The sequence below is a fragment of the Chromobacterium sphagni genome (genome assembly GCF_001855575.1).
GTDB classification, from domain to species: Bacteria; Pseudomonadota; Gammaproteobacteria; order Burkholderiales; family Chromobacteriaceae; genus Chromobacterium; species Chromobacterium sphagni.
Genome location: NZ_MKCS01000001.1, coordinates 2,055,333 through 2,067,831 on the forward strand (window position 1 = coordinate 2,055,333; position 12,499 = coordinate 2,067,831).

The window sequence follows — 12,499 nt, forward strand, 5'->3', positions numbered from 1 at the left end:
GGATAATCCTTTGTCATGATTCCGCGCCGCGGGCGCAATGCGTTGCGCTTGCCGCAGGCGCGGCCGGCGCGCGATGCTACAATCCGGCCATATCCGCTCCCGGCCGCTGCCATCCTATTCCATGCTGTTCCTTTACCAATCCAACCGTCTCGAGCAACTGGGCGAGCTGTTCTGCGGCATGACCCAGGCGATGCCGCTCGCCGATCCCTTTGCCGCGGAAACCGTCATCGTGCAGAGCCGCGGCATGGGGCGCTGGATCACGCTGGACTTGGCGCGCCAGGCCGGCGTGGCGGCCAATGTCGATTTCGTGCTGCCGGCGGCCTTCGCTTGGCGGCTGATGCAGAAGGTGATGCCGGACTTGCCACGCAAGTCCGCCTTCGTGCCGGAGGTGCTGGCCTGGCGCTTGCTGGCGCTGCTGCCCACGCTGCGGGGCGAGCCCTTTGGCCCGGTGTGCCATTACCTGGAGGGCGGCGAGGGCGCGGCTTTCGAGCTATCGGGCAAGATCGCCGACATCTTCGATCAGTACCTGGTGTTCCGCCCGGACTGGATCCGCGCCTGGGGGCGCGGCGAACTGCTTGGCCTGGGCGAGGACGAGGCCTGGCAGGCGGCGCTGTGGCGCCGGCTGGCCGAGAGCGATCCCGGCCGCCACCGCGTGCGCATGCTGGACGAATTCTTCGCCCAGCTGAAAAGCGAGCACCTGCCGGCGCGGGTGACGCTGTTCGGCATCGCCAGCCTGGCGCCGATGTACCTGGCGCTGGTCAAGCGGCTGGCGGAGCTGACCGACGTCTGCCTGTTCACCCTCAATCCCTGCGAAGCCTACTGGGGGGACATCGTCGACGCCCGCCGCAAGCTCAAGCTGCGCCAGGCCGGCGACCTGTTCGCCAGCGACGGCCATCCGCTGCTGGCGTCGCTGGGCAAGCAGGGGCGGGACTTCTTCGAGCTGATCGCCGCCGATTCCGAGCTGGACGCGCGTCCCCTGTTCGCCGCGCCCAAGGGCGACAGCCTGCTCGCGCGGCTGCAGCGCGACATCCTGCAGTTGAACGAGCCGGCGGCGCAGCCGCGGCCGATGGCGGCGGACGACCACTCAGTGCAGCTGCACGCCTGCCACGGTCCGATGCGCGAGCTGGAGGTGCTGAAGGACCGGCTGCTGGCCATGTTCGCCGACGATCCCCAGCTCAGTCCGGCCGACGTGGCGGTGCTGACCCCGGACATCAACGCCTATGCGCCGTACATCGACGCGGTGTTCGGCCGCCGCGACGACGCGCCCAACATCCCCTACAGCATCGCCGACCGCCGGGTGGAGCGCGAACAGCCGCTGTTGTCCACCTTCGCCGCGGTGCTGCAACTGGCCGATTCGCGCTTCGGCGCCGACGCGGTGCTGGCCTTGCTGGACAGCCCGGCGCTGCTGGCGCGCTTCGATCTGGCCGACGCCGACCTGCCCTTCATCCAGGACTGGGTGCGCGGCGCCGGCATCCGCTGGGGGCGCGACGCCGTCCACAAGGCGCAGCTGGGGCTGCCGGCCGATCCACTGTACACCTGGCGCTGGGGGCTGGACCGGCTGCTGCTGGGCACGGTGCTGCCGCCGGCGCTGGCCGGCGACGAGGCCGGGCTGTTCGCCGGACTGCTGCCGCACACCGGCGCCCAGGGGCAGCTGGGCGAAGTGCTGGCGCGCTTCGCCGACTGTTACGACGCGCTGGACGAACTGGCGCGGGAATGGCGTCAGCCGGCCTCGCCGCGGCAGTGGGCGCAGCGGCTGCATCTGGCCTGCGAGCGGCTGTTCCTGGCCGAGGGCGACGACGAGGCGGCGCTGGAAATGCTGCGCGCGGCCTTCGCCGAGCTGGCGGAGGACGCCGAACTGGCCGGTTTCGACGCGCCGGTGGGGCTGGCGGTGGTGCGCGACTGGCTGCTGCGCCAGCTGGGCGCGGCTTCGGCGCAGGGTTTCCTGTCCGGCGGCGTCACCTTCTGCGCGATGGTGCCGATGCGCTCCATCCCCTTCAAGGCGCTGTGCCTGATCGGCATGAACGACGGCGCCTACCCGCGCGACGAGCGCCCGGTCAGCTTCGACCTGGTGGCGCGCCACCCGCGCCGCGGCGACCGCTCGCGCCGCTTCGACGACCGCTACTTGTTTCTGGAGGCCATCCTGTCGGCGCGCCAGACGCTGTATCTGTCCTATGTCGGCCAGTCGGCGCGCAGCGGCGAAACCTTGCCGCCGTCGCCGCTGGTGGCGGAGCTGATGGACAGCCTGTCGGCGATGTGCGGCGAGGACCTGGCGGCGCGGCTGACGCTGCGCCACCCGCTGCAACCTTTCGCGCCGCAGGCTTACGACGGGGCGGACATGCGGCTGGCCAGCTTCGAGCCGGCTTTCGCCGCCGCGCTGGCCGCGCCGGACGCCGAGCCGCGGCCTTTCCTGGCGCCGCTGCCGGCAGAAGAGCCGGCAGTGGTGTTGAACTTGCACGACTTCATCCGCTTCTGGAAACACCCGGTGCGGGCCTGGTTGTCGGAGCGGCTGGCGATACGGCTGGCCGGAGGCGGCGAGGAACTGGCGGCGCGCGAGCCGTTCAGCATGGAGGCCGACGCCAGCCGCGCGCTGCGCCAGCAACTGGTGGAGGCGATGCTGCACCGCCGGCCGCAGGCGCCGCTGCGCGAAAGGGTGGCCGCCGCCGGCCTGCTGCCCTGCGGCGAGCTGGGCCAGGCCTGGCTGCAGGAGGAAGGGCGCGCCAGCGTGCGGCTGGCCGGCCGGCTGCCGCGGGCACTGGCGAATGAAACGCTGCCGCCGCAGCCGGTGCATCTGCGGATAGACGGCTTCACCCTGGTGGGCGAACTGTACGGCCTGCGGCCGGAGGGCCGGCTCGGCTTCATCGTCGGCAAGCTCAACGCCGCCCAGCGCATCGAATTGTGGCTGACGCATCTGATATTGTGCGCGGCGCGGCCGGAGGGCATCGCCTGCCATAGCGCCGTTTACGACGACGCCGGCAGCATCGCGCTCGCCGACGAGATCGACGCCGCCGGCCTGCTCGCGCCGTGGCTGGCGCGCTGGCGCCAGGGCCAGGATCAGCCCTTGCCCTTCTTCGGCCGCACCAGCTGGGCTTACGCCGAAGCGCTGGCCAAGGCGCCGGACGCGCCGGAGGCGGCGCTGGCGGCCGCCTGGCAAAAATGGCAACCCAGCTTCGTGATGGAGGGCGGCATGGCGCAGCAGGACGAGCCGGCGCTGGCGCTGGCCTTTCGCCACCAGCAGCCGCTGGAAGATCCGCTGTTCGCCCAATTGGCGCAAACCCTGCTGCTGCCGCTGGCCGAACGCCTGGCGGGAAAAGAAAAATGACGACGACGCAAGCCCAGGCGCTGGACGCGCTCAATTGTCCGCTGAGCGGCATCAACCTGATCGAGGCTTCGGCCGGCACCGGCAAGACCTGGACCATCGCCGCGCTGTTCGCCCGGCTGCTGCTGGAGGAGCGCGACGGCCAGACGCCGCCGACCATAGACCGGCTGCTGGTGGTGACCTACACCAAGGCCGCCACCGCGGAATTGCGCGAACGGCTGCGGCACCGGCTGAGCGAGCTGCTGGCGGTGCTGGAAGGCAAGGCCGGCGGCGACGACTTCCTGCAGCGGCTGGCCGGCCGCTTTCCGGCGGGAGGCGCGCGCGAACTGGCGCGGCAGCGGCTCACCGCCGCCATCACCGGCTTCGACGCCGCCGCCATCTACACCATCCACGGCTTCTGCCAGCGGGTGCTGACCGACGCCGCCTTCGAAAGCGGCCAGACCTTCCAGGCCGAATTGATGGAGGACGACGCCGGCCGGCTGGTGGAGATCGTCGACGATTTCTGGCGCAGCCGCATCGTGTCCCAGCCGCTGCTGGCCCAGGTGCTGGTGGAGCAGCGCGCCACGCCGGATGAATGGCTGGCCGAGATCCGCCCCTATCTGTCCAAGCCTTACCTCAAGCTGCAGGCGCCGGACTCCGGCAGGCTGGAAAGCGCGCAGCGGCTGGCCCTGAGCCGCTGGCAGGCGCTGGCGGCAGAGCCACAGCTGGCGGAGGAGGGACTGCGGCTGTTCGCCGAACATCCCGGCTACAAGGGCAATGTCTACAGCGCCGCCATCCTTGAGCGGACGGCTGGCGCCTTGCGCGGCTGGCTGGCGCAGCCGGACGGCCTGCCGGAACTGGACAGCGACAGCCGCAAGGCGCTGGACAAGCTCAGGCCGGAAGCGTTGGCCAAGGGCATGAAGAAAGACTGCCCGCCGCCGGCGCATCCCTTGTTCGAGCGGGTGGAAGCCTGGCTGGCGGCTTGGGATGCCTATATGGGGCAGGTGGCGCACTCCCTGGCAGGCCTCAAGCTGGAGCTGATCGCCTGGGCCAACGCCGAGCTGGCGCGGCGGCGCGGCGGCGAGCGTAGCCGCAGCTTCGACGACCTGCTGACCGACCTGGGCGCGGCGCTGGACCATCCGGACAGCGGCCCCTTGCTGGCGGCCCAGGTGGCGCGCAGCTTCAGCGTGGCGCTGATAGACGAATTCCAGGACACCGATCCCACCCAATACGCCATCTTCCGCCGCTGCTTCGTCGAACAGGCGCGGCCGGTGTTCCTGGTGGGCGACCCCAAGCAGGCGATCTACAGTTTCCGCGGCGCCGACATTTTCGCTTACCTGGCCGCCCGCGGCGACGCCGAGCACCACTACACGCTGGATACCAACCGCCGCTCCGACGCGCCGTTGGTTTCCACCGTCAACGCGCTGTTCGGTCGCGAGCTGCCCTTCCTGATCGCCGGCATCGACTATCAGCCGGTGGCGGCGCAACCATCGTCCGGCGGCCGGCTGGAGGTGGACGACGGGCGGGCGCCGTTCAATGCGCAGTGGCTGTTGGCCGGCGACAAGGCCTTGAGCAAGGAGGCGGCGGAAGAAGCCGCCGCCACCGCCTGCGCCAACGAGATCGCCCGCTTGTTGAGCCTGGCCGGCGAGGACCGCGCCGCCATCGTCAAGGACGAGGCGCGGCGGCGGCTGAAGGGCGGCGACATCGCGGTGCTGGTGGCCACCCATAAACAGGGCGACCGGGTGCGCGCAGCCTTGCGCGAGCGCGGCGTGGCCAGCGTGGCGCTGACCCAGGAAAGCGTGTTTGCCAGCGGCGAAGCCGACGAGTTGCTGGCGCTGCTGCATGCCTGGGCCGAGCCGGCCAGCGAGTCGCGGCTGCGGCTGGCCCTGTCTACCGAATTGGCCGGCCTCGACGCCGCCGAATTGAAGGCGCGGCTGGAGGACGAGGCCAGCTGGGAGCGGCAGCTGCTGAAAAATGCCGACGATCACCAGCGCTGGCGCGAGCACGGCTTCATGGCGGCCTGGCGCCATTACTTCGCCCGCGAACAGCTGGCGGCGCGGCTGCTGCCCTTGCCGGACGGCGAGCGGCGGCTGACCAATCTGGGCCACCTGGCCGAGTTGCTGCAGCAGGAAAGCGAAAGCCGCCAGGGCATGGCGCCGCTGCTGGCCTGGTTCGCGGCGCGGGTGGCCAATCCGCCGCGCGGCGAGGAGGCCGTGCTGCGGCTGGAGAGCGACGCGGCGCTGGTGAAGATCGTCACCATTCACACTTCCAAGGGCCTGCAGTACCCGGTGGTGTTCTGCCCGTTTTTATGGAACGGCGCGCTGGAGCGGCGCGGCGCCAGTTTCTGGAGCTACCACCAGGGAGACGCGCCCTGGCTGGCGCCGGACGTGGTGGCGGACGATGGCGTGCGGCTGGCGGCGCGCAGCGAGATGTTGGCCGAGAAGCTGCGGCTGTTGTACGTGGCGCTCACCCGGGCGCAGTACCGGCAATATCTCGCCTGGGGCTGGGTCAAGGACATGCAGACCGCCTCGCTGTCCTGGCTGCTGCACGCGCCGGGTGTGGCCGATTTGGCCGCCTTGGAGCAACTGAAGTTGGACGGCCCCGCGGTGGAGGGCCAGTTGCGCGCTTTCGCCGCCGGTCGCGGCGGCGCGATGGCGGTATTGGAAGACGAGGGCTGGCGGGCGCTGGCGGCGGGGGCGGCGGCCGAGCGTCGCTACGCCGCGCGGCCGTTTGCGCGCAAACTGTATGCGCCGTGGAAGATCGCCAGCTTCACTTCGCTGACTCATGCGGTGGGCAGCCATCTGGCCGAAGCGCCGGACTACGACCGCGCGCCGCAGCCGGCGTCCGCGCCGGAACCCGCTGCCGAACCTGCGCGCGACCGCTTCAGCTTTCCGCGCGGGTCCAAGGCCGGCATCTGCCTGCACGAGATATTTGAAAACATCAGCTTCGGCGCCGGCGAGGCCGCCATCCGCGAGGCGTCGGCGTCGGCGCTGGCGCGCCACGGTTTTGGCGAGGAATGGCTGGACGCCGGCTGCGAGCTGATACTGAGCACGCTGGAGGCGGAGCTGGCTCCTGGCGCGCGCATGCGCGAGGTGGCGGACGACAGGCGCTTGATCGAAATGGAATTCACGCTGCCGGTAAAGCGGCTGGACGTGGCGGCGCTGATCGGGGTGCTGCAGGATCCGGCGCACGGGCTGGCCGAACCCTTGCGGCTGGCGGCGGGCGGCCTGGACTTCGCCGCGGTGCAGGGTTTCCTCAAGGGCTTCATCGACCTGGTGTGCGAGCTGGACGGCCGCTTTTACCTGATCGACTACAAGTCCAACCACCTGGGCGACCGTTACGACGATTATCGCGAAGACAATCTGGCCGCGGCGGTGGCGCGCGAGCATTATTACCTGCAATACCTGATCTACCTGGTGGCGCTGCGCCGCTATCTGCGCGCGCGCGGGGTCGATTGGGACGGCCGCTTCGGCGGCGTGCGCTACCTGTTTCTGCGCGGCATGGGCCAGGCCGGCTGCGGAGTCTGGGCCGACCGGCCCGCGGACGCGCTACTGGACGCGCTGGACGGCCTGCTGGGCGGGCATTGAATCGAGGGGAGCTCGGTAGTTCTACGCAGTGTGGCCTACCGGGGACTGCAACTAAGCTAAGCAAGTGGACAAGGATGTGAGACATGTTTGAATCCGCCGAGATCGGCCACAGCATCGACAAGGAAACCTTTCGCAAGATGATGCCCTCGCTGCGCGAGGCCTTGCTGGATGTGCAGTACGACCTGAAGGAAAAAGCCGACTTTCCGGTGCTGATCCTGATCCACGGTTTCGATGGCGCCGGCCGCGGCGAGACGATGAACCTGATCAACGAGTGGCTGGACCCGCGGCTGATCCAGACCGTGGCTTTCGACGATCCCAACGACGAGGCGCGCGCGCGGCCGTGGATGTGGCGCTACTGGCGCGAGCTGCCGGCCAAGGGCCGCATTGGCATGTTCTTCGGTTCCTACTATTCCGATACCCTGTTCGAGCGGGTATTCAGCCGCAGCGACCGCGATGCCTTCGACCGGCAGATCTTCGATATCCTGCGCTTCGAGCGCATGCTGACGCTGGACGGCGCGGTGGTGCTCAAGTTCTGGTTCCACTTGAGCCGCGACAAGCAGAAGCAGCGGTTGAAGCTGCTGGAGCAGGACCCGGCCACCAACTGGCGCGTCACCAAGACCGACTGGCTGCACTACGAGCGCTACGACAAAATACGCAAATACGGCGAACACATGCTGCGGCTGACCAATACCGCGCATGCGCCGTGGATCGTGATCGACGGCGAGGATGGCAACTATCGCAGCCTGACGGTGGCCAACACCATTCTGGAGGCGGTGCGCAACCGCCTCGGCCAGCCGATGCTGAGCACCGACCGCGTCGAGGCGCCGCCGCTGTTGGCGCCGATAGACAACAAGCTGGTGCTGGACACGCTGGAATTGGAGCAGAAGCTGGACAAGGACAGCTACCGCGCCAAGCTGGACCAGTTGCAGGGGAGGCTCAGCAAGCTGACGCGCGACGCCCGCTTCGCCCGCCATTCGCTGGTGCTGGTGTTTGAAGGCAACGATGCCGCCGGCAAGGGCGGCAGCATCCGCCGCATCACCCAGGCGCTGGACGCGCGCCGCTACCGGGTGGTGCCGGTGGCGGCGCCCAACCAGGAAGAGAGCGTCAAGCCGTGGCTGTGGCGCTTCTGGCGCAATGTGCCGGGCAAGGGCGGCATCACCATCTTCGACCGCAGCTGGTACGGCCGGGTGCTGGTGGAGCGGGTGGAGGGCTTCGCGCCGGAGGCCGACTGGCTGCGCGCGTATTACGAGATCAACGATTTCGAGCACCAGCTTTCCGAAAACGGCGCCATCGTGCTGAAGTTCTGGCTGGCGATCAGCAAGGATGAACAGTTGACGCGTTTCAAGGGGCGCGAGGAAACCGGTTTCAAGCGTTTCAAGATCACCGACGAGGACTGGCGCAACCGCGACAAATGGGACCTCTACCGGCAGGCGGTCAGCGACATGGTGGACCGCACCAGCACCAGCAAGGTGCCGTGGACGCTGGTGGAGGCCAACAACAAGTATTTTGCCCGCATCAAGGTATTGACCACCGTATGCGACGCTTTGGAGGCGAAGTTGAGTGAATAGGCTGTGCTGTCTGTTTCTGCTGTTGTGCGCGCCGACGCTGGCGCAGCCTTTGCGCGCCGGCGTCGCCAACGATACCAGCGAGCCTCTGCGCCAGGCGGCCGAGGGCGGCTTGCTGCAAACCTACCGCCAGGCGTTGGCCCTGATCGCCAAGCAGAGCGGCGTCCGCTTCCAGCTGGACTATTATCCCACCCAGCGGCTGGAGCAGCTGTTCCAGGTGGGGCGGCTGGACATGGAGGCGGGCGTCAATCCCTCCTGGCGCGCGCTGGCGCCGGTCGCGGGCTTTTATACCCAGCCCTTGGGCGAGGTGGAGTTTGTGCTGTGCCTGCCGCAAGCCAAGGGATATGCGCCGCCCGCGGCGGGCGCGCAAAAAGGATGGACGGTGGGCACTCTGGCCGGCCAGAGCTATCCCTTGCTGGAACCGGCTTTCCAGAGCCGGCGGCTGAGGCGCGACCTGTCCGGCAATGAGGAGGAGCTGCTGGACAAACTGCGCGAGGGCAGGGTGCAGGCGGTGGTGCTAGAGCGCGGCCGCGCGCAGTACTGGAGCCGTCAGACCGAGGGCCGGCGCTGCCTGCCGGGCGAGTCGGCGGGCAGCGTGCCGGTGATGCTGAGGCTGCACCCGCAATACCGCGGACTGCTGCCCAGGCTGAATCAAGCCATCCAGACCTTGAACAGCCAAGGCAAGCTCAAGCCGCTGTTCGGCGCGAAAAACTGACGCCCGCTTCTTCGCAGGCTCTCAACCGTTGACGTCCATATGAATCCCGCCATTTCCCTGTTGCCCGATCAACTCGCCAGCCTGTTCCGCCGGCTGGCTCCCGATGCCGACGATGCGGTGCTGGCGCTGATCCGCGAATTGAGCGGCGCCAATCTGGCCGGCCACGTCTGCCTGCCGCTGGCGCACCGCGCCGAACTGAAAGCCTTGCAGGGCAGCGGCCTGGCCGGCCGTCCCGGCGATTACGCGCCGCTGATCCTTGACGGCGCCGGCCGGCTGTATTTCGCGCGCCACTGGCATGACGAAGACAGGCTGGCGCAGGGATTGGTCCGCTTGGCCGAGCCGCTGCCGCCGCCAGACGAAGCCCGGCTGGCGGCATGGCTGGCGAGGCTGTTTCCCGGCGGCGGCTCGGGCGAGCCGGATCGGCAGAAACTGGCTGCCGCGCTGGCTGCGCGGCAGCGGCTGATGGTGATTTCCGGCGGCCCGGGCACCGGCAAGACCACCACCGTGGTGCGGTTGCTGGCCTTGCTGGCGGCCCTGTCGCCGCGTCCGCTGGTGATGGCGATGGCGGCGCCCACCGGCAAGGCCGCGGCGCGGCTGTCCGAATCGATGCGCGGCGCGCGCGATCGGCTGGATGTGGACGAAGCGGTGCGGCGGCAGTTGCCGGCGCAGGCGGAAACCCTGCACCGCCTGCTGGGCCTGCGTCCCGGCATGGAGGCGCCGCGCCACCATGCCGGCAATCCCTTGCCGCTGGATGTGCTGGTGGTGGACGAGGCGTCGATGATAGACCTGGGACTGATGGCCAGCACCGTGGCGGCGCTGCCGTCGCAGGCCAGGCTGATCCTGCTGGGCGATCGCGACCAGCTGTCGTCGGTCGAGGCCGGCGCGGTGTTGGGAGAGCTGTGCAGCCGGATAGGCTACAGCGAGTCCACGCTACAATGGCTGCAACGGGTATGTGGCGACAGCCTGCCGCGAAGCGGCGAGGATGGGGGCCGCCTCACCGACTGCGTGGCGCTGCTTACCCGCAGTCACCGCTTCGGCGCCGACTCCGGCATCGGCGAGCTGGCGCGGCGGGTGAATGCCGGCCAAGGTCGTCTGGCGCTGGAGCTGCTGCAGGCGGGCGGTCATGCCGACATCAGCATGCGGCAGGCAGTGGATGCCGGGATGCTGTTGGACAAGCGCCAGGGCTATTTGCAGGCGGTGGCGGCCGGCGCGGAGCCGGACGATGTGCTGCGGGCCTTTTCCGCCTTCATGCTGCTGGCGGCTGAGCGCCGCCAGGTGGCCGACTGCAATCAGGGCATCGAGCGCCAGCTGGAAAAGACCGGGCTGAAACAGCCGGGGCGAGATTGGTATGCCGGCCGGCCGGTGATGATCAGCGAAAACGACTACGGCCTGGGTTTGTTCAACGGCGACATCGGTTTTGCCCTGCCGCGCAGCCAGGGCTTGCGGGTGGTGTTCCCCTCCGGCGACGGCGTGTGGCGCGAGTTCGCCCCAGGGCGGTTGCCGGCGCACGACACGGTGTTTGCGATGACGGTTCACAAGAGCCAGGGCTCGGAGTACGACGAAGTATGGCTGCAGCTGCCGCAACAAGCGGGCGCGTTGCTCAACCGCGCGCTGTTGTATACCGCCATTACCCGCGCCCGGGCATGCTTTGTCGCGGCTGGCGGCGAGGAGGTCTGGCTGCGCGGCGTCGAGCTGGCGCCGCGGCGCCATTCCGGCCTGGCCGACCGTTTGCGTTGAGGAGGAATGGACGGAATGCAACACTTGCCGGCTTTGTGCGGTCGAGAATAGTCAAGCCGCGCCAGACACCCGTAAGATGCAGCCTTCCCGAAAAACCGCAGGGGGAGTCGTCATGCAGGTGGATGCCGTATTGGGCTATCTGGACAAGGTAAGCCGTTTCGATGCGCAACAGTTCACGCCGCTTCATATCGGCATCGAGCGCATGGGTTGTGTCAATGCGCAATGGAAAGAGCGCTTGCTGCAGCATGAGGCGTCGCTGTTCGAGGAAAATTACCAGGGCCTGATCTGTAGGCTGGACGGCAGTTACCGCAGCATCAGCCATGCGCTGGGGCTGGCGGCGAGGCGCTGGCAGCAGGCAGGCTGGCTCAATGGCTGGCGCAACGAGAACTTCACCGCCTTTCGCCATGACGGCACGCCATATTTTGAGTTGGAGCGCGCGGCCTTCCGCCCGCTCGGCCTGACCAGCCGCGCCGTCCACGTCAACGGCCTGTGCCGGCAGAGCGACGGCGAAGTGCGGATGTGGGTGGGGCGGCGCAGTCCGAACAAGGCGGTGGATCCCAACCGCATGGACAATCTGGTGGGCGGCGGCGTGGCCGCCGGAGAGACGTTGGCGCTGGCGCTGGAGCGGGAAGCCTGGGAAGAGGCCGGCGTCGCGCGCGAGGCGCTGCAAGGATTGCAACCGGTATCGTTGCTGCTGGCCGAGCGGCCGGTGGCGCGCGGCCTGCACCGCGAGTGGCTGTACGCCCATGATCTATGGCTGCCGCAGGGGCTGCGGCCGGCTTGTCAGGACGGCGAGGTGGCCGAGCATCTATTGCTGCCGCTGGCCGAGGTGGAGCAGTTGCTGGTGGCCGAGCGCTTCATGATAGACGCCGCGCTGGTCAGCCTGGACTGTCTGTGCCGGCTGGGCTATTGGCAGCAGCGCAACGGCCTGGTGGCGGATGCGCTTTCCCGGGTTCGCCATGGGCTGGAGCAGGATCTGGCGACGCTGGCTTAGCCGCGGCCTCGCGTGTTGGCGCGTGGCGCTACGCAAAACCCGGCTTGTGCCGGGTTTTTGCTTGGTCTGGCGGCGCAGTATGTGATTTTCTCATCGTTCGGTCAGGGTGGCCGATATCCGTTATCTTGCTGTTATTCATCGGCTATTGCCATGATTTTCGGGATCTTATTGCAAAGTCATGACAGTGGATGCTGTCAGATAAACTCATGTAGAATGGGGTTGAGGAAATGCATTTAGTATAAAAACATCAATCACGCCGTTTTAGCTAGAGATAATAATAATGTATCGGTTGAAACTGATTTCTCCGGATTTCGGCATAGACGACAGCGGGCCCTTGCACCCCACCCAGGAGCAGGCGCGCAGGGCGGCCGAATTGATGCTTCATGTCTACAAGGGGCGGGTGCGGGCGGAGGTGCACAAGGTGGATCTGAAAGCCAGAACCTCGGAGAAGCTGGAAGAGGTTTACATCAAAATGGTGCCGATGGCATGATGCGGCCGCAGCTGCCGCGTTCTGACCAGAGTCCGCGGCGTTTTTTGGCGGAAGGGCAACTTTTCCGTTGCAGACAAGGCCAGGGTACGCTACCGTCATCGCTCCACTAAACCCTT

7 protein-coding genes are annotated in these 12,499 nt (G+C 68.1%); all 7 read left to right on the forward strand.

Features of this window, described 5'->3' with window-relative positions; translation table 11 throughout:
- Positions 1-121: 121 nt before the first annotated feature.
- The 7 genes from recC (at position 122) to BI347_RS09835 (ending at position 12,383) form a co-directional block, all read left to right on the forward strand.
- Entirely contained in the window at positions 122-3,319 is a 3,198-nt protein-coding gene (gene recC / locus BI347_RS09805) for an exodeoxyribonuclease V subunit gamma (RefSeq protein WP_071116388.1), read from the forward strand.
- A complete protein-coding gene (gene recB, locus BI347_RS09810; RefSeq protein ID WP_071115791.1) occupies positions 3,316-6,882 on the forward strand; it encodes an exodeoxyribonuclease V subunit beta in 3,567 nt (1,188 codons plus the stop codon). Before recC ends, recB begins: the two co-directional genes overlap by 4 nt.
- Before the next feature lie 83 nt (positions 6,883-6,965).
- Positions 6,966-8,450 carry a polyphosphate:AMP phosphotransferase gene (pap, locus tag BI347_RS09815; protein ID WP_071115792.1) on the forward strand — a complete coding sequence of 495 codons (1,485 nt, stop codon included), beginning with the start codon at positions 6,966-6,968 and terminating at the stop codon, positions 8,448-8,450.
- A complete protein-coding gene (locus BI347_RS09820) occupies positions 8,443-9,162 on the forward strand; it encodes a type 2 periplasmic-binding domain-containing protein (protein ID WP_071114365.1) in 720 nt (239 codons plus the stop codon). The genes pap and BI347_RS09820 overlap by 8 nt, the downstream gene beginning before the upstream one ends.
- A 39-nt stretch (positions 9,163-9,201) precedes the next feature.
- Complete coding sequence (gene recD / locus BI347_RS09825) at positions 9,202-10,899, forward strand: exodeoxyribonuclease V subunit alpha (protein WP_071114366.1); 1,698 nt, start codon at positions 9,202-9,204, stop codon at positions 10,897-10,899.
- A 112-nt stretch (positions 10,900-11,011) separates the two neighbouring features.
- Positions 11,012-11,893 carry an NUDIX hydrolase gene (locus tag BI347_RS09830; protein WP_071114367.1) on the forward strand — a complete coding sequence of 294 codons (882 nt, stop codon included), beginning with the start codon at positions 11,012-11,014 and terminating at the stop codon, positions 11,891-11,893.
- A 280-nt stretch (positions 11,894-12,173) separates the two neighbouring features.
- Positions 12,174-12,383: a hypothetical protein gene (locus BI347_RS09835; RefSeq protein ID WP_071114368.1), complete on the forward strand. Its 210-nt coding sequence runs from the start codon at positions 12,174-12,176 to the stop codon at positions 12,381-12,383.
- Positions 12,384-12,499 lie beyond the last annotated feature (116 nt).